Origin of the sequence: Klebsiella sp. GW_Kp182 (assembly GCF_040062275.1) — a bacterium.
Classification (GTDB): Bacteria; Pseudomonadota; Gammaproteobacteria; order Enterobacterales; family Enterobacteriaceae; genus Klebsiella; species Klebsiella michiganensis.
The window spans coordinates 180,673-196,614 of sequence record NZ_JBEAFQ010000003.1; the positions used below are offsets into that span (position 1 = coordinate 180,673).

Below are 15,942 nucleotides of genomic sequence, written 5' to 3' on the forward strand. Positions count from 1 at the left end.
AAGCCTGCCATGTCTCAACCAGACGCCATTATTCGAATTAAGAACCTGCGCCTGCGTACTTTTATCGGAATTAAAGAGGAAGAGATCGCCAACCGCCAGGACGTGGTGGTTAACGTCGCGATCCACTACCCGGCGGAAAAATCACGCAACAGCGAAGATATTAACGATGCGCTGAACTACCGCACCATCACCAAGCGCATTATTAGCCATATTGAGAATAACCGCTTCTCTCTGCTGGAAAAATTAACTCAGGATGTGCTCGACATCGCACGCGAACATCACTGGGTCACATATGCTGAAGTAGAGATCGATAAACTGCATGCGCTGCGCTACGCCGATTCGGTATCCATGACGATGAGCTGGCGGCGCTAGACGCATCTTAGGGAGGCGCTATGAACGTTCTGCTTACTGGCGGTACCGGCCTGATTGGTCGCCATCTGATCCCCCGGCTACTGGAGCTTGGACATCACGTAACGGTTTCTACGCGCAGCCCTGAAAAGGCCAAAAGCCGCCTCGATTCGCGCGTCACCCTGTGGCGCGATTTCGAGCATCAGGCGAACCTCAACGGCATTGATGCCGTCATTAATCTGGCCGGCGAGCCGATCGCCGATAAGCGCTGGACGGCGGAGCAGAAACAGCGTCTCTGCCACAGCCGCTGGGATACCACCCAAAAGCTGGTCACGCTGTTCAACGCCAGCGATACGCCGCCCTCGGTGCTGATTAGCGGCTCCGCCGCCGGTTATTATGGCGACCTCGGTGAAGTCGTGGTAACCGAAGAGGAGCCGCCGCACAACGAGTTTACCCACAAGCTTTGCGCCCGCTGGGAGCAAATCGCCTGCGAAGCGCAGAGCGATCGCACCCGCGTCTGCCTGCTGCGTACCGGCGTGGTGCTGGCGCCGCGAGGCGGTATTCTGGCCAAAATGACGCCGGCCTTTAAGCTTGGCCTCGGCGGCCCTATCGGTAGCGGAAGGCAATATCTGGCGTGGATCCACATCGACGACATGGTCAACGGTATTCTCTGGCTGCTGGATAACGACCTGCGGGGGCCGTTTAATATGGTTTCCCCTTACCCTGTGCGCAACGAGCAGTTCGCCCACGCGCTGGGGCATGCGCTAAATCGCCCTGCCATTTTCCGCGTCCCGGCGGCGGCCATTCGCCTGCTGATGGGTGAATCTTCCGTTCTGGTACTCGGCGGCCAGCGCGCGCTGCCTAAACGCCTGGAAGCCGCCGGATTTGGCTTTCGTTGGTACGATCTGGAAGAAGCGCTGGCCAACGTGCTGCGGTAGTCCAGCTCCATCAGGGAGAGTATCGCTCTCCCTGATTAATTTATGGAACCCGCCTCGCAGCGCGCAAAAATCACCCGTCCTGTGTCCCCTTAACTGTGAATCGCATTCCAGTGATATGCCTTTCACTCTGCCATAACCCCTGTGTGTAATTTAACACCATCACACCGTTGACATTCGTCAACAACTTATTCAGCATTACCAGGACGAATTGATGAAGGAACATCCGGATAAACATATCAGAGCAGCTATTGACTACGCGCTGGCACGAGACTGGATTTTTATCACTGGCGGCAAAAGCGCTCACTGTTTTGGCAGGTTGATGTGTGGGACAGCCCGGCACCGGGAACATATGATGAGCATCTGGTCAACGCCTGCGGTACCCATTAACCACGCCAGGCAAATTATCAGAATGGTCGACCGCTGCCAGCCGCCTGCCTCGGGTCAGATTAACCACAAGAAGGATTAAACCATGGCGCTGTATAATTTTACGCTCACCCTATCCGGCGTAACTGCTCGTACCGTGGGTCTGGAAGATGCGCTGCATGCCGCAGGCTGCGCTGACGCCCTGGTCTGTTTTTACGGAACGGCGGTCTATCTGGAGTTCGATCGCGAAAGAGACTCTCTTGAGCAGGCTATTCTGTCAGCGATTGCCGATATCGAATCCGCATCGACTCTGAACGCGCGGGTTGAATCCGTCGATTCCGCGCTGGTCGGTTTAAGCGATATTGCCGAACTTACCGGCCTGACGCGACAGGCCGTCGCCTTATTAAAAGATGGCGCACGAGGCTCAGGTCAGTTTCCCGGGCCGGTACAGCGGGTTAAAGGCAACTCCCCGCTGTGGCGCTGGAAAACCGTCGTGGGCTGGCTGGTGATGGAAGGACGGCTTGCCGAAGACTCACCGCTGGTCGCCCACGCGACAGTTCTGGATAACCTCAACCTGGCGCTACAACTGAGGGCGACGCCGGAGAGCACCACCGTGCTGCGCTATCTGCGCGGCTTCGGAAATCAGCCCCGGGCTTGTCCGACGGTTGCTTAGACGCATTGCCCTTCCGGCGCTTTATGATGTTAAGGTGGCGGAATAATCCACCGCTATGGACCGCTTTATGAGAATACTCACCACTCCGCGCCTGCGCCTCTCTCCGTTTCACTCATCCGACTGGCCTTTTTTCCTGCGCTTAAGGCGAGACCCGGAAGTGATGCGCTATATGGGCGAGATTCTTGAGGAGCCGGCGCTGCGGACGCTGTTTGCATCACGCTGCGCTGACCCGGGCGTATTCGTACTGCGCGACGCCAGCGGCGCGGCGGTTGGCGATATTGGCCTGCGCATCAGCGGTAAAAATCCGCACGAAGCGGATGTCGGATACGCTCTCCTGCCTGATGCTCAGGGGAAGGGTTACGCCAGTGAAGCGCTAAAAGCGATTTGCGACTACGGATTTCAGCAGCTCGGCGTTCACGCAATAAATGCCTGGGTGCTGGGCAGTAACGCGGGCTCTTCCCGTCTGCTGGAAAAACACGGCTTTATCCGCATTCAGGTGCTCGAAAAAGCGTACCATCTGAACGGCATTGACTATGACGACTGGGTGTATCGGCTGGAGCGTTAGCCGCCCCGACGGAGAGTGTTCCGCCGGGGGCTGGACAGTGTTTACTTCAAAGAGCCCTTCAGGAACTGCTGCAGACGCTGGCTTTTCGGGTTGCCGAAAACCTCGTCAGGATGCCCTTCTTCTTCAATTTTGCCCTGATGCAGGAAGATCACGTGCGAGGAGACGTGGCGTGCAAAGCCCATTTCATGGGTGACCACGACCATGGTTTTCCCCTCTTCCGCCAGCTGCTGCATGATCCGCAGCACTTCGCCCACCAGTTCAGGGTCAAGCGCCGACGTCGGTTCATCAAACAGCAGTACGTCGGGCTCCATCGCCAGCGCGCGGGCAATGGAAACTCGCTGCTGCTGGCCGCCGGAGAGATGAACCGGATATTTAATCTGCTGGCGTTCATCAATACCGACTTTCGCCAGGTATTTTACCGCCCGATCGCGCGCTTCCTGTTTACTCAGGCCCAGCACCTGAATCGGCGCCTCCATCACGTTTTCCAGCACCGTCATATGGCTCCACAGGTTAAAATGCTGGAATACCATCGTCAGGCGAGTACGTAGCAAACGTAGCTGATTTTTATCAGAAACCTTTAACTGGCCGTCTTTATCGCGAACCAGGCCAATGTTTTGCCCGTTAACAACGATCGTCCCTTCGCTGGGCTTCTCAAGAAAGTTAATACAGCGCAAAAAGGTACTTTTCCCGGAACCGGATGAGCCAATAATACTGATCACGTCTCCGGCTTTCGCCCGCAGTGAGACGCCCTTCAGTACTTCATGCTCGCCGTAACGTTTATGCAGATCGATTACATTTAATTTATTGTCGGACATGGCGTTCTCAGTGCGTCGAAGAAGGTTTGATATGCTGGAGCCAGCGCTTTTCCGCCCTGCGGAACAGGCTAATCAACACATACGAGATAATTAAATACAGTACTGCGGCAATACCGAAGGCGGTAAACGGCTGGTAGGTTGCCGAGTTAATATCGCGGGCAATTTTCAGCAGATCCGGCACCGTGGCGGTAAAAGCCAGCGCGGTGGAATGCAGCATCAGAATCACTTCGTTGCTGTATGCAGGCAGCGCAATACGCAGCGCGGAAGGCAAAATAATGCAGCGATACATTTTGACCGAAGAAAAACCGTACGCCCGGGCGGCTTCTATCTCGCCTGCCGGCACTGAACGAATCGCCCCGGCGAAAATCTCCGTGGTGTAGGCGCAGGTATTCAACGTCAGCGCCAGCACCGTACAGTTCAGGCCGCTGCGAAAGAAGGCGTTCAGCAGTTCTGTGCCTTTGACGACCTCAAGCGTGTACATTCCGGAATAGAACACCAGCAGCTGGACGTACAGCGGCGTGCCGCGAAAGATATAGGTGAACAGCCAGATGGGGAACTGGATAAATTTATTGCTCGACACTCGGCCAATGGCGAGGAAAACCGCCAGGATGCCGCCCATCACCACGGAAGAGATCAGCAGCCAGAGCGTAATCGCCACGCCGGTAAAGCGATAGCCGTCGGTCCACAGCAGGGATTTCCAGTACTCCTGAATAATATCAATCACAGGTCGGCCCTCTTCACGCCCACAGAATAACGGCGTTCGAGCATCAGCAGCACACCATTGGAAACCGTTGTAAATACCAGATAAATCAGGCCACAGACGATGGCAAAGTAGAACGGCTCCCAGGTGCTTTTACCCGCCAGCTGGGTTGCCTTGACCACATCTTCCAGTCCCAGCAGTGAGACCAGCGCGGTCGCTTTGAGGATAACCTGCCAGTTGTTGCCGATTCCGGGCAGCGCGTAGCGCATCATTGCCGGAAACAGAATACGACGAAAGGTTTGCCCACCGCTAAAGCCGAAGGCCGTCGCCGCTTCAATATGTCCCTTTGGCACCGCCAGGAAGGCGCCGCGAAAGGTTTCGGTGAAGTAGGCCCCGTAAATAAAGCCCAGCGTGATGATCCCCGCCACCATGGGGTCGATATCAAACTGCGCCAGGCCAAGCGCATCGGTTACGCCGTTGAGCGCAATCTGTAGCCCGTAGAAAATCAGCAGCATCAGCACCAGATCGGGCACGCCGCGGATTAAGGTGGTATAGCCTTCAAAAATCAACGCCAACGGACGATTGTTGGAAAGTTTCGCCCCGGCGCCCCCCAGACCGATAAGCACCGCCAGAACGACCGAGCTTAACGCCAGCTCAAGGGTGACCAGCGCGCCCTGAAAAATAACCTGTGAAAACCCGTACAGCATGCTGTCTGCCCTGTCTGCCCTGTCTGTCATCAACCATCGCGCGCAAAATAACGCGCGACGGGGTACGCGGGATGGTTAGTCGCCGTACACGTTAAAATCGAAATATTTCTTCGCCAGCTTGTCGTAGGTGCCATCCTGGCGCATCTCGGCAAAGGCTTTATTCAGTGCTTCACGTAGTTCGTTATCCTCTTTGCGCAGCCCCATACCGGTGCCGACGCCGAACAGCTTCTCGTCTTTAATCGACGGACCGCCGAACTGATAATCCTTGCCGATAGGCTGTTTGAGGAAGCCTTCGCTGGCGGCGACTTCATCCTGGAACGCCGCGTCAATGCGTCCGGCAGTCAGGTCGGAATAAATATTGTCCTGTCCCTGATAGGAAACGATTTCAATGCCTTTTGGCGCCCAGTGCTCGTTGCCGTAGGTTTCCTGGGTGGTACCCTGGAGAACACCGACGCGCTTGCCTTTCAGCTTCGCGAGGTCTGGCGTAATATCGCTGCCTTTTTTCACGACCAGGCGTGAATCAGCCGCGTACAGTTTGTCGGTGAAGGCAATTTCCTGCTGGCGTTTTTCGGTGATCGAAAGCGAAGACATAATGGCGTCGATTTTCTTCGCTTTTAAAGAAGGGATCAGCGCGTCCAGCGGGTTCTCAATGAAGGTACATTGCGTATTGATACGCTTACAGAGCTCTTTTGCCAGATCGATGTCAAAACCCACCAGTTCACCCTGCGCATTCTTCGATTCGAACGGGGCATAAGTAGGATCGGTGCCGATACGGGCTTTTTGCGGAATGGCTGCGAATACAGTGGAAACGCTGGAAAGGGCCAGCGCTAAAGAGAGAGACAACGCCAGTTTTTTCATAACTATCCTCAACAGACTGTCATTCTAACGGATTTATTAGAAGTACTTACGGCAGTTATCGTGCCATTATTCGCCCCGGTAAGGCAAAGCATTCTGCGCCGGAAAGCAAATTTTTTCGCATCGGAAACGCTTAACTATGCACTTTTTAACATCGCGTGCGCAATTTCCTGCACCAAATTGATCCGCTAAAAGCGCAGCTGCACCAAAATCAGACAGAAAGGGATGCGCATGGCCCGGCGTCCGGGCCAGCGGGCGTCTTAATCACCGTAAACGTTGAAGTCGAAGTATTTCTTCGCCATTTTGTCGTAGGTGCCGTCTTTACGCATGTCGGCCAGCGCTTTATCAAACGCGGCCTTCAGCTCGCTATCGTCCTTACGCAGGCCGATGCCGGTACCATCACCGAAGAACTTTTTGTCTTTAACGGAAGGACCGGCAAAGGCAAAATCTTTACCGGCAGGTTGCTTGAGGAAGCCCTCGCTGGCGGCCACTTCATCCTGCAACGCGGCGTCCAGGCGACCCGCAGCAAGGTCTGAGTAGATCAAATCCTGATTCTGATAGGCCACAACGTCCACGCCGTGGCTGCGCCAGCGTTCATTACCATAGGCCTCCTGGGTGGAGCCCTGCAGTACGCCAACATGCTTGCCTTTGAGGGATTCCAGCGTCGGTTGAATCGGCGAGCCTTTGGCGGCGATCAGGCGGGAGTCGGCCGCGTAGAGCTTGTCAGAGAAGGCGATTTCCTGCTGGCGTTTTTCCGTAATCGACAGCGAAGAGATAATGGCGTCGATTTTCTTGGCCTTCAGCGACGGGATCAGGGAGTCGAAATCGCTGCCGACCCAGGTGCATTTTACTTTGATGCGCGAACAGAGCTCGTTACCCAAATCAATGTCAAAACCCACGAAATCCCCTTTCGCATCCTTTGAAGAGAAAGGCGCGTAGGTGGCATCGGTGCCAATGCGGATACTCTGCGGCAGCGCGGCGAACGCGCTGGAGGCGCTGCAAATTCCCATCATTAAAGAGAGAGCCAGGACCGTCTTCTTCATAGGTTACCCTTAAGTGTCGTGATGTTGTTATGCGATGCGTTATCTTGTTATTTGTACTGCCGGCAAAATCTTGCACGTTTTATGCCATTTTCTCAGTGCGTGCTGGAAATGGCGTTAAATATGTTAAATAAAGGTTGCAAGTTTGTCTTAAAAGGGAAGATACCAGCAATAACGGATAAACCGCAGTGCCGCAGCGCAAAAAAACAAATTAAATGTTGAGGATTTGATCGAGGCGACAAAATTGCACTGCAGGGAGGCGGATGTGAACAAAGCGCACTATCTTAGTGCGCCCTACGCGCCCTGCCAGCGGGAAAAGAGGTCTTGCGGAAGAGAGATATCGAACTGATCGATCACGCGATTGACCGTCTGATTGATCACATCGTCCAGGCTTTTCGGGCGATGATAAAACGCCGGAACCGGCGGCATAATCACCGCGCCCATTTCCGCCGCCTGGACCAGCAGCCGTAAATGGCCAAGGTGGAACGGCGTTTCCCGTACGCACAGCACCAGCGGCCGGCGCTCTTTAAGCACCACGTCCGCCGCCCTGGTCAGCAGCCCGTCGGTATAGCTATGAACGATGCCGGAGAGGGTCTTCATTGAGCATGGCAAAATCACCATCCCGGCGGTTTTAAAAGAGCCGGAAGAGATGCTGGCGGCGATATCGCGGGCATCGTGCACCACGTCGGCTAACGCCTGCACCTCGCGCAGGGAGAAATCCGTCTCCAGCGCCAGCGTCTGGCGCGCGGCCTGGCTTAAAATAAGATGGGTTTCGACATCCGAAACTTCGCGCAAAACCTGGAGCAAGCGTACGCCGTAAATCGCGCCGCTGGCGCCAGAAATACCGATAATGAGTCGCTTCACGATGATTGCCCCTTTCACACAATGGCGCAGACTTTGCCGGATTATAGTCTCCGACGCAACCGCGGACCCGCATTTGGCGCGAGAAAATAAAAAAGCCCGCGGCCGTCAGACCGCGGGCTCTCAGCAAAACAGAGGATTACCCTTCGTTGTGCATCTCTAAGTTTTCAACTTCATTCTGCAGCTGAACCGCTTTCGCGTCGTCGTTACGCAGAGAGTCGAGATAGTCCAGATACTGCTGATCGACATCTTTAGTGACGTAGATACCGTTGAACACCGAGCATTCAAACTGCTGAATATCCGGATTCTCCGCGCGCACCGCGTCAATCAGATCGTCCAGATCCTGGAAAATCAGGCCATCGGCGCCGATGATCTGGCGGATCTCATCTACCTCACGCCCGTGGGCTATCAGCTCATTGGCGGTTGGCATATCGATGCCATACACGTTCGGGAAGCGAATTTCCGGCGCAGCGGAGGCCAGATACACTTTCTTCGCCCCGGCTTCGCGCGCCATCTCGATAATCTGCTCAGAGGTGGTGCCGCGCACGATGGAGTCATCCACCAGCAGCACGTTCTTATCCCGGAACTCGGCGCGGTTGGCGTTAAGCTTACGGCGCACGGACTTACGGCGCAGCTGCTGGCCCGGCATGATAAAGGTACGGCCAACGTAGCGGTTTTTAACAAACCCCTGGCGATACGGCTTATCGAGGATGCGGGCAATTTCCAGCGCGATATCGCAGGAGGTTTCCGGAATGGGAATGACCACATCGATATCCAGATCTTCCCACTCGCGGGCAATTTTCTCGCCCAGCTTCGTGCCCATATTGACGCGGGCGCTGTAAACGGAAATTTTGTCGATGAAGGAGTCTGGACGCGCAAAATAGACGTACTCGAACAGGCACGGGTTGCTGACCGGGTTTTCCGCACACTGGCGAGTAAACAGCTGGCCTTTTTCGGTGATATATACCGCTTCACCAGGCGCCACGTCGCGCAGGAACTCAAAGCCCAGCGTATCCAGCGCCACGCTTTCCGAAGCGACCATATACTCGGTGCGGCCATCGCCGATATCGCGCTTGCCCAGCACCAGCGGACGAATGCCGTTCGGGTCGCGGAAAGCGACCATGCCGTGACCGATAATCATCGCCACGCAGGCATAAGCGCCGCGAATCTGGCGGTTGGTGGCGGCGATCGCCGCAAAAATGTTGTCTGCTTCCAGCGGGTAGTGGCGGAAGTTGTCCAGCTCGCTGGCGAAGATATTGAGCAGGATTTCGGAATCAGAGGTGGTGTTGATGTGGCGGCGTTTTTCTTCAAACAGCTTTTTACGCAGCTCGTGAGCGTTAGTCAGGTTACCGTTGTGCGCCAACGTAATGCCGTACGGCGAGTTGACGTAGAAAGGCTGTGCCTCGGAGGCGCTGGAGCTGCCAGCCGTCGGGTAACGAACGTGACCAATACCCATATTGCCCTGCATACGCTGCATATGGCGAGCTTCAAAAACGTCGCTCACCAGACCGTTCGCCTTACGCAAACGGAAACAGTTGTTCGCATCAATGGTGATGATGCCTGCGGCATCCTGGCCACGATGCTGAAGCACCGTTAACGCGTCATAAATCGACTGGTTTACCGGCATAACACCGGCGATACCGACAATACCGCACATACGTCTTTTCCTCGTTAAGCTACATCCCAACGCTTATGCTTTGGGCAAGAAACTTGACGAGCTCTGCAGATAGTCAAAGAACCATCTGATAACGAAACTGAACTGCGGGATAAGCTCAGACTTTTGCCAGTCTTCGCTTTTCGCCATACCGGTAAAGCTATCGAGAAAGAACAGAATCGCCGAGACGATTAGCACCCCGCGCAGGGCGCCAAAGCAGATCCCTAACACCCTGTCGGTTCCCGACAGGCCGGTTTTTTCCACCAGCTGACCTATCACAAAGTTAACGATAGCGCCGACGATAAGCGTTGCGATAAACAGTATCGCGATAGCAATCCCATTTCGGACCAGTTCGTCTTCAAAGCCCGTGAACCAGACAGCCAGGTAAGTGTAGTAATGACTGGCAACAAAGAAAGCGCATCCCCAGGTTACCAGCGATAAAGCTTCACGAACAAAGCCGCGGATCAGGCTAACCAGTGAGGAAAAACCAATCACCGCAATTATGGCGTAATCAATCCAGACCATATACGTCCCACGATTTTACGCCCTGTCGTCCGGTTCGGGGCGCATTCTAACAGAAAAAGAAAACGTTTGCGTAGGGATTTCCGTGCCCTACAGAAATAAAAATGGCGCTGAAAAAACATTCAACGCCATACTGTCTTTCGCCTCTTCAGGGCGCGTCAGACAGGGGTTTCAGCACTCTACTCCTTTAAAAAAGAGAGAGTTAGTTCGGGCTGTAGCCCATGACCACGCCGCTAAGTCCCGAAAGCTGCTTCAGCTCACCAAGCTGACCTTTCAGCTTATCCTTCGAGGTATCCGGCCCCACGAGAATACGGGTAATTTTACCCTGCACCGGCGTCGAAGGCGACGTGTAAACTTTAAAGCCGGAAGCGCGCAGCTTACCGACAATCTCGTTAACCTTATCGGCGTTCTTCAGCGCCCCAAGCTGCACCACATAGGCTTTACCGGTTGGCGCCGGAATTTCAGCCTGCTGCTGCGGTTTAGGGGGCGGCGTCTGCGCCGTAACCTGCTGCTGCTGTGGTTGCGGTTGCGGCTTCTCTACCGGCTTCGGCTGAGGTTTCGGCTGTGGTTTCGGTGCGACCACCGGCTCCTGCACCACATCAAAACTGTTGTTGTTCACCGGTATCCGCGACGGATCCAGCGATGGCGCAGCGGCATCGCCGGCCCTCACCTCTTCCGCCGCCCCTTCAGGAGGCTGCGAAGGCAGCGCCTGGGTCGCCGCTGGCAGCATATCCGGCTCATCGCGATCCCCCGGTTTTGGCACCAGCGGAATGGCGGCAAACTCATCCTGATAATGTTTTTTCTGACCATCCAGCAGCCCTGGCAGGATAATCACCCCCAGCGCCACCAGCACAATCGTCCCGACTAAACGGTTCTGAAACTTACTCGCCACCGATTCTCCCCGCGTCTATTTCTTCCATTACATGCGCCACCGTATGGAATGAACCACACACCAGCACCGTATCTTCAGGCCCGGCGTCCGCCATCGCGGCATGCCACGCCTCAGCGACGCTAGTATAGACTTTACCTGCGCGCAAATGTTCCAGCAGCTGCTCCGCCGTGGCTCCGCGCGGACCTTCCAGCGGCGCGCAGTACCAGTCGTCAACTTCGGCCTGTAAATTTGCCAGCGTTCCCGCGATATCCTTGTCATGCAGCATACCAATAACCGCCAGCACGCGCCCCGTTTTCGATAAGGTTTTGAGACGCCCGGCGAGATAGGCCGCCGCATGCGGATTATGGGCAACATCCAGGATCGTCCGGGGAGCATCGCTGATTATCTGGAAACGCCCCGGCAGCATCGCGTTTTGAACGCCATCGCGCATCGCCTGCTCGTTTACCTTAAGCCCGCTGGCGCGCAAGGCCGCAATCGCCGTTGCCGCATTCGGCAGCGGGATCTGCGGCAGCGGCAGATCGCTTAACGCCCCCTGACGATCGCGGAAAGACCAGCCTTGTTCACTGGCGTCATACTGCCAGTCAACGTCACGGCGCAGGAGCCGCGCCCCTTTTTCGCTCGCCACCTCAGCAATGGTCAACGGCATATCGGGTTCGCCGACGACAGCCGGTTTACCAGGGCGGAAAATCCCCGCCTTTTCGCGGCCGATGCTTTCGCGATCGGGCCCCAGCCAGTCGGTATGGTCGAGGGCAATACTGGTCACCACCGCCACGTCAGCATCGACGATATTGGTCGCATCCAGGCGACCGCCCAGGCCCACCTCAAGAATCACCACATCCAGCCGCGCCTGCTGAAACAGCCACAGCGCGGAGAGGGTGCCAAACTCGAAATAGCTCAGGGAAATCTCGCCGCGCGCGGCTTCAATTTCGGCAAAAGAGGTCGTATGCGCGAGCTCCGCCAGTTCTTCGCCCTGCACCCGCACCCGCTCTGTGTAGCGCACCAGATGCGGCGAACTGTAAACGCCAACCTTATAGCCCGCCGCCATCAGCACCGACTCCAGGGTACGGCAGGTGGTGCCTTTGCCGTTGGTCCCCGCCACCGTAAAGACAAACGGCGCAGGTTTCATTACCGCCATCCGCTGCGCGACCTCGCTGACGCGCGCCAGCCCGAGATCGATAGTTTTGCTGTGCAGATGTTCCAGATAAGAAAGCCACGTAGCCAGGGGCGACGTGGCCTGAGGAATAGGTTGTTTTTCCATGATGTCCGGCAAGAGTTAGGATAACTACGCGTAAAAAAAAGGGCAGCGCCGTCAGGCCTGCCCTCTGCATTATCAGGCCTCTGGTTCCTGATCCGGTACCGGTGGCACCACCTCACCTTCGTGAGCAGGTTCCGGATTTGGCGCCGGAAGGTTCATCAGCTTCGCCAGAATGCTGGCCAGCTTCAGACGCATTTCCGGGCGGCGTACGATCATGTCGATCGCCCCTTTCTCAATCAGGAACTCGCTGCGCTGGAATCCCGGCGGCAGCTTCTCGCGAACGGTCTGCTCGATAACGCGGGGGCCGGCAAAGCCGATCAGCGCTTTTGGCTCAGCGATGTTGAGATCGCCCAGCATCGCAAAGCTCGCAGACACGCCGCCCATGGTTGGGTCGGTCAGCACGGAGATATACGGCAAGCCGCGCTCCTGCATTTTCGCCAGCGCAGCGGAGGTTTTCGCCATCTGCATCAGCGACATCAGCGCTTCCTGCATACGGGCGCCGCCGGATGCGGAGAAGCAAATCAGCGGGCAGTTGTCTTCCAGAGCCTGCTCAACCGCGCGAACAAAGCGCGCGCCGACCACGGAGCCCATCGACCCACCCATAAAGGAGAATTCGAAAGCGGCGGCAACAACCGGCATATCATGCAGGGTGCCTTTCATGACCACCAGCGCGTCTTTTTCGCCGGTCTCTTTCTGGGCGGACGCCAGACGGTCTTTATACTTTTTCGAATCGCGGAACTTCAGCACATCTTTCGGCTCGAGCTCGCTTCCCAGCTCCACGAGGGAACCTTCGTCCAGCAGGCTATGCAGGCGGTTGCGCGCCGACATACGCATGTGGTGATCGCACTTAGGGCAAACCTCCAGGTTGCGCTCCAGCTCTGCGCGGTACAATACCTGACCGCAGCTGTCGCACTTGGTCCATACACCTTCAGGGATACTTGCCTTACGGGTGGGGGTTATATTGCTTTTAATTCGTTCAATCCAGCTCATTGATAACCTTTCTACCTGAACCTGGTCGATGCCAGTTTTGTCGCAAGGGGCGCATAATGCCATTTTTGCCCCTCACAGACCATGAATGTTGCACATTAAATCATAACATCCCGTAACATGGGATAAAAAAGTGGTCGAACCGCTCACACTTCACTCTTCGGGCGGCGGCATACCGCCCGAAGATCGTCGCCGCGTTATTTCGCCTGTTTCGCCGCCGCCCGCTTGTGGCGGATGACTTCAATCACGCCCGGCAATACGGACAGGACGATAATCGCCACGATCAGCAGCTTAAGGTTTTCCTGGACGATCGGCAAATCGCCGAACAGATAACCCGCGTAGGTAAATAACAGTACCCACAGCAGCGCGCCAACAACGTTATACATCGCAAAATGACGATAGGACATATGCCCCATTCCCGCCACAAACGGCGCAAACGTTCTGACGATCGGCACGAAACGGGCCAGGATGATGGTCTTACCGCCGTGGCGTTCGTAGAAGCTATGGGTCTTATCCAGGTAGCTGCGGCGGAAAATTTTCGAATTGGGATTACTGAAGAGCTTTTCGCCAAACAGCCGGCCAATCGTGTAGTTCAAGGCATCGCCAACAATCGCGGCAATGACCATCAGCAGCACCATTAAATGCACGTTGAGATCGTTGGTCGGCAGCGCGGAGAGCGCGCCTGCCACAAACAGCAGCGAATCCCCCGGCAGGAACGGCGTGACCACCAGGCCGGTTTCGCAGAACAGAATCAAGAATAAAATCGCGTATACCCAAATGCCGTACTCCGCGACCAGCTCAGCCAGATGCACATCAATATGCAGGATAAAATCAATTAAAAAGTGAATCAGGTCCATAGTTTGCGTTAGCCCTTAATAACCCGGTTAGTCCGCCAGAAACAGCGGGCCCATCGGCATGACCGGGAGGTCGTAGTGGGCCGGGTAGTCCACCGACACCAGATACAATCCTTCCGCCTTTGCCGTTGCGGCGGCAAGCGTCCTGTCTTTTGCCGCCAGAAGTTCTGCAATCCAGCTCTCTGGCTGGTTACCGGCACCTACTTCCATCAGACTGCCGACAATGTTCCTTACCATATGATGTACAAAGGCATTCGCTTTGATGTCCACCACCACATATGCACCATAACGGGTGACGTTAATATGCATCACGTTGCGCCACGGCGTGCGCGACTGGCACTGTACCGCACGAAACGAGGTGAAATCATTCTCTCCCAGCAGACACTGAGCGGCGCGCTGCATCCGCTCTGCATCCAGCGGGAGGTAATAATGGGTTACGCCGCGGCTCAATACCGCCGGTCGCAGACGATGATTATAGATAACATAACGATAGCGACGCGCCGTGGCGCTGAAGCGGGCATGAAAATCCGGTGGAACCGGCTTTACCCAGCGCACCGCAATATCGCCGGGCAAATTCGCATTTACGCCCAGCGTCCATGCGGCATCCTGACGCTGCGCGCGGGTTTCAAAATGCACGACCTGACCGGTACCGTGAACGCCGGCATCCGTACGGCCCGCGCAAAAAACGTTAACAGGCTCGTTCGCTACCTGCGAGAGCGCCTTTTCCAGCTTCTCCTGTACGCTGCGGACTTCGTTCTGCCGCTGCCAGCCGTAGTACTTGCTGCCATCGTATTCGATGCCCAGCGCGATTTTGTAGACCGGCGGCTGCTCCATCTCAGACATCAGTACAAATACTCCTGAACCAGCTTCTCAGCGATTTTTACCGCCATCAGCGCGCCGCCAAAACGGACGTTATCGGCGACGGACCAGAACTGCACCTGCTCAGGCATACCGTAGTCGTTATGCACGCAGCCGACGGAGAGGCGGGCGTTACCGGAAGCATCGCCGACCTGCGTCGGGAACTCGCCCTCCTCGGACAGTTCGATATCTTCGCCAAGGCTAAAGGCATCGCGCGCCTCTTCGGCGGCCAGTGGACGCTGCGCTTCAAAACTCACCATCTGCGCATGGCCGTAAAACACCGGCGACTGAACGACGTTTGCGGAGATCATCAGGCCATCATCCTGCAGGATTTTGCGGACCTCATCGACGATACGGCGCTCTTCACGCACGCTTCCTTCACCATCGGGCAGCAGCGGCAGCATATTGAACGCCAGCTGACGACCGAAGAAATCATCTTCGTCGATCGGAATACCGTTAAGCAATTTGGCGCTCTGCCCCGCGAGGGCATCGACCGCTTTTTTACCGTGAGCGGAAGCGGAAAGCAGGCTGGTCACGCTGATACGCGCCAGGCCGCCCCGATCGATCAACGGTTTCAACGCCGACAGCAGCTGGCTGGTCAGGCTATTCGCGACCGAGATAACGTTGCGATTGCGGTAATCCGCCAGTACGAACGGGTTAACATCCGGCACCACCAGCGGCACATCCGGCTCCAGCGCAAACAGACCGCTTAAATCAATCACCAGGCAGCCCGCGTTAGTGGCGTCTTCGATATACGCGGCGGAGGCCTCTACACCGGCGGCAAAAAAGGCCAGCTGGGCCTGGGTCCAGTCAAATTCCGCCGCATCCTGAACGATAACCGACTTGCCCGAAAAACGCAGATGTTCACCGGCGCTATCGCTACGCGCCAGCGCATAAATATCCCCCACCGGGAACTGACGATCGGCAAGCGTTTCGAACAGGGCTTCGCCTACGGCGCCCGTTGCGCCCAGTACGGCAATATTCCAGCCTTCAGACATGGTGGTGTACTCCAGAAAAAAGCGGCCCTGCCGGATTATCCAGCAGGAGCATTAAGA

19 protein-coding genes are annotated in these 15,942 nt (G+C 56.0%); 5 read left to right on the forward strand and 14 right to left on the reverse strand.

The window, feature by feature from the left end:
• The first annotated feature begins 9 nt into the window (after positions 1 to 9).
• The 5 genes from folX to ABLU88_RS05265 all read left to right on the forward strand — a co-directional run bounded on the left by folX (position 10) and on the right by ABLU88_RS05265 (position 2,887).
• A complete protein-coding gene (gene folX / locus ABLU88_RS05245) occupies positions 10 to 372 on the forward strand; it encodes a dihydroneopterin triphosphate 2'-epimerase (protein WP_004104107.1) in 363 nt (120 codons plus the stop codon).
• A gap of 20 nt (positions 373 to 392) precedes the next feature.
• Entirely contained in the window at positions 393 to 1,286 is an 894-nt protein-coding gene (locus tag ABLU88_RS05250) for a TIGR01777 family oxidoreductase (RefSeq protein WP_025106667.1), read from the forward strand.
• 211 nt (positions 1,287 to 1,497) lie between these two features.
• Positions 1,498 to 1,752 carry a hypothetical protein gene (locus ABLU88_RS05255; RefSeq protein WP_032720494.1) on the forward strand — a complete coding sequence of 85 codons (255 nt, stop codon included), beginning with the start codon at positions 1,498 to 1,500 and terminating at the stop codon, positions 1,750 to 1,752.
• 3 nt (positions 1,753 to 1,755) lie between these two features.
• Positions 1,756 to 2,322 carry a hypothetical protein gene (locus ABLU88_RS05260; protein ID WP_049079440.1) on the forward strand — a complete coding sequence of 189 codons (567 nt, stop codon included), beginning with the start codon at positions 1,756 to 1,758 and terminating at the stop codon, positions 2,320 to 2,322.
• Positions 2,323 to 2,389: 67 nt separating this feature from the next.
• On the forward strand, positions 2,390 to 2,887 hold the full coding sequence (locus ABLU88_RS05265; RefSeq protein ID WP_071957318.1) for a GNAT family N-acetyltransferase: 498 nt from the start codon (positions 2,390 to 2,392) through the stop codon (positions 2,885 to 2,887).
• Positions 2,888 to 2,928: 41 nt separating this feature from the next.
• Here the strand turns inward: ABLU88_RS05265 and hisP are convergent, their stop codons facing one another.
• From hisP to ABLU88_RS05335, 14 genes are all read right to left on the reverse strand, one after another.
• The gene (hisP, locus tag ABLU88_RS05270) at positions 2,929 to 3,702 is read right to left on the reverse strand and encodes a histidine ABC transporter ATP-binding protein HisP (RefSeq protein ID WP_004852881.1); all 774 of its coding nucleotides are present in this window, start codon (positions 3,700 to 3,702) and stop codon (positions 2,929 to 2,931) included.
• A gap of 7 nt (positions 3,703 to 3,709) precedes the next feature.
• Positions 3,710 to 4,426: a histidine ABC transporter permease HisM gene (gene hisM / locus ABLU88_RS05275; RefSeq protein WP_004852883.1), complete on the reverse strand. Its 717-nt coding sequence runs from the start codon at positions 4,424 to 4,426 to the stop codon at positions 3,710 to 3,712.
• Positions 4,423 to 5,109, reverse strand: a complete 687-nt coding sequence (locus ABLU88_RS05280) for a histidine ABC transporter permease HisQ (RefSeq protein WP_348836205.1) — start codon at positions 5,107 to 5,109, stop codon at positions 4,423 to 4,425. The genes hisM and ABLU88_RS05280 overlap by 4 nt, the downstream gene beginning before the upstream one ends.
• A gap of 75 nt (positions 5,110 to 5,184) precedes the next feature.
• Positions 5,185 to 5,967, reverse strand: a complete 783-nt coding sequence (gene hisJ, locus ABLU88_RS05285) for a histidine ABC transporter substrate-binding protein HisJ (RefSeq protein WP_348836196.1) — start codon at positions 5,965 to 5,967, stop codon at positions 5,185 to 5,187.
• Between the two features lie 257 nt (positions 5,968 to 6,224).
• Positions 6,225 to 7,007 carry a lysine/arginine/ornithine ABC transporter substrate-binding protein ArgT gene (argT, locus tag ABLU88_RS05290; RefSeq protein WP_014230270.1) on the reverse strand — a complete coding sequence of 261 codons (783 nt, stop codon included), beginning with the start codon at positions 7,005 to 7,007 and terminating at the stop codon, positions 6,225 to 6,227.
• Positions 7,008 to 7,298: 291 nt separating this feature from the next.
• A complete protein-coding gene (locus tag ABLU88_RS05295; RefSeq protein ID WP_004852887.1) occupies positions 7,299 to 7,868 on the reverse strand; it encodes a UbiX family flavin prenyltransferase in 570 nt (189 codons plus the stop codon).
• 136 nt (positions 7,869 to 8,004) lie between these two features.
• Positions 8,005 to 9,522 (reverse strand): amidophosphoribosyltransferase, encoded by a 1,518-nt coding sequence (gene purF / locus ABLU88_RS05300; RefSeq protein ID WP_004123211.1) that lies wholly within the window; start codon positions 9,520 to 9,522, stop codon positions 8,005 to 8,007.
• A 33-nt stretch (positions 9,523 to 9,555) separates the two neighbouring features.
• Entirely contained in the window at positions 9,556 to 10,044 is a 489-nt protein-coding gene (gene cvpA, locus ABLU88_RS05305; RefSeq protein ID WP_004104143.1) for a colicin V production protein, read from the reverse strand.
• A 199-nt stretch (positions 10,045 to 10,243) separates the two neighbouring features.
• Positions 10,244 to 10,933 (reverse strand): cell division protein DedD, encoded by a 690-nt coding sequence (gene dedD, locus ABLU88_RS05310; protein ID WP_025106662.1) that lies wholly within the window; start codon positions 10,931 to 10,933, stop codon positions 10,244 to 10,246.
• Positions 10,923 to 12,191, reverse strand: a complete 1,269-nt coding sequence (gene folC / locus ABLU88_RS05315) for a bifunctional tetrahydrofolate synthase/dihydrofolate synthase (RefSeq protein ID WP_348836197.1) — start codon at positions 12,189 to 12,191, stop codon at positions 10,923 to 10,925. Before folC ends, dedD begins: the two co-directional genes overlap by 11 nt.
• Before the next feature lie 72 nt (positions 12,192 to 12,263).
• A complete protein-coding gene (gene accD / locus ABLU88_RS05320) occupies positions 12,264 to 13,178 on the reverse strand; it encodes an acetyl-CoA carboxylase, carboxyltransferase subunit beta (protein WP_004870882.1) in 915 nt (304 codons plus the stop codon).
• Positions 13,179 to 13,372: 194 nt separating this feature from the next.
• On the reverse strand, positions 13,373 to 14,032 hold the full coding sequence (locus ABLU88_RS05325) for a DedA family protein (protein ID WP_004123217.1): 660 nt from the start codon (positions 14,030 to 14,032) through the stop codon (positions 13,373 to 13,375).
• A 27-nt stretch (positions 14,033 to 14,059) separates the two neighbouring features.
• A complete protein-coding gene (gene truA / locus ABLU88_RS05330; RefSeq protein ID WP_009654666.1) occupies positions 14,060 to 14,872 on the reverse strand; it encodes a tRNA pseudouridine(38-40) synthase TruA in 813 nt (270 codons plus the stop codon).
• Positions 14,872 to 15,885, reverse strand: a complete 1,014-nt coding sequence (locus ABLU88_RS05335) for an aspartate-semialdehyde dehydrogenase (RefSeq protein WP_025106660.1) — start codon at positions 15,883 to 15,885, stop codon at positions 14,872 to 14,874. Before ABLU88_RS05335 ends, truA begins: the two co-directional genes overlap by 1 nt.
• Between the last annotated feature and the right edge of the window lie 57 nt (positions 15,886 to 15,942).

Excerpts from the sequence above, each read along its gene's own strand:
- folX (WP_004104107.1), top strand. The coding sequence starts at position 10 with ATGTCTCAACCAGACGCCATTATTCGAATTAAGAACCTGCGCCTGCGT.
- ABLU88_RS05250 (WP_025106667.1), top strand. The coding sequence starts at position 393 with ATGAACGTTCTGCTTACTGGCGGTACCGGCCTGATTGGTCGCCATCTG.
- ABLU88_RS05255 (WP_032720494.1), top strand. The coding sequence starts at position 1,498 with ATGAAGGAACATCCGGATAAACATATCAGAGCAGCTATTGACTACGCG.
- ABLU88_RS05260 (WP_049079440.1), top strand. The coding sequence starts at position 1,756 with ATGGCGCTGTATAATTTTACGCTCACCCTATCCGGCGTAACTGCTCGT.
- ABLU88_RS05265 (WP_071957318.1), top strand. The coding sequence starts at position 2,390 with ATGAGAATACTCACCACTCCGCGCCTGCGCCTCTCTCCGTTTCACTCA.
- hisP (WP_004852881.1), bottom strand. The coding sequence starts at position 3,702 with ATGTCCGACAATAAATTAAATGTAATCGATCTGCATAAACGTTACGGC.
- ABLU88_RS05280 (WP_348836205.1), bottom strand. The coding sequence starts at position 5,109 with ATGCTGTACGGGTTTTCACAGGTTATTTTTCAGGGCGCGCTGGTCACC.
- hisJ (WP_348836196.1), bottom strand. The coding sequence starts at position 5,967 with ATGAAAAAACTGGCGTTGTCTCTCTCTTTAGCGCTGGCCCTTTCCAGC.
- argT (WP_014230270.1), bottom strand. The coding sequence starts at position 7,007 with ATGAAGAAGACGGTCCTGGCTCTCTCTTTAATGATGGGAATTTGCAGC.
- purF (WP_004123211.1), bottom strand. The coding sequence starts at position 9,522 with ATGTGCGGTATTGTCGGTATCGCCGGTGTTATGCCGGTAAACCAGTCG.
- cvpA (WP_004104143.1), bottom strand. The coding sequence starts at position 10,044 with ATGGTCTGGATTGATTACGCCATAATTGCGGTGATTGGTTTTTCCTCA.
- folC (WP_348836197.1), bottom strand. The coding sequence starts at position 12,191 with ATGGAAAAACAACCTATTCCTCAGGCCACGTCGCCCCTGGCTACGTGG.
- accD (WP_004870882.1), bottom strand. The coding sequence starts at position 13,178 with ATGAGCTGGATTGAACGAATTAAAAGCAATATAACCCCCACCCGTAAG.
- ABLU88_RS05325 (WP_004123217.1), bottom strand. The coding sequence starts at position 14,032 with ATGGACCTGATTCACTTTTTAATTGATTTTATCCTGCATATTGATGTG.
- truA (WP_009654666.1), bottom strand. The coding sequence starts at position 14,872 with ATGTCTGAGATGGAGCAGCCGCCGGTCTACAAAATCGCGCTGGGCATC.
- ABLU88_RS05335 (WP_025106660.1), bottom strand. The coding sequence starts at position 15,885 with ATGTCTGAAGGCTGGAATATTGCCGTACTGGGCGCAACGGGCGCCGTA.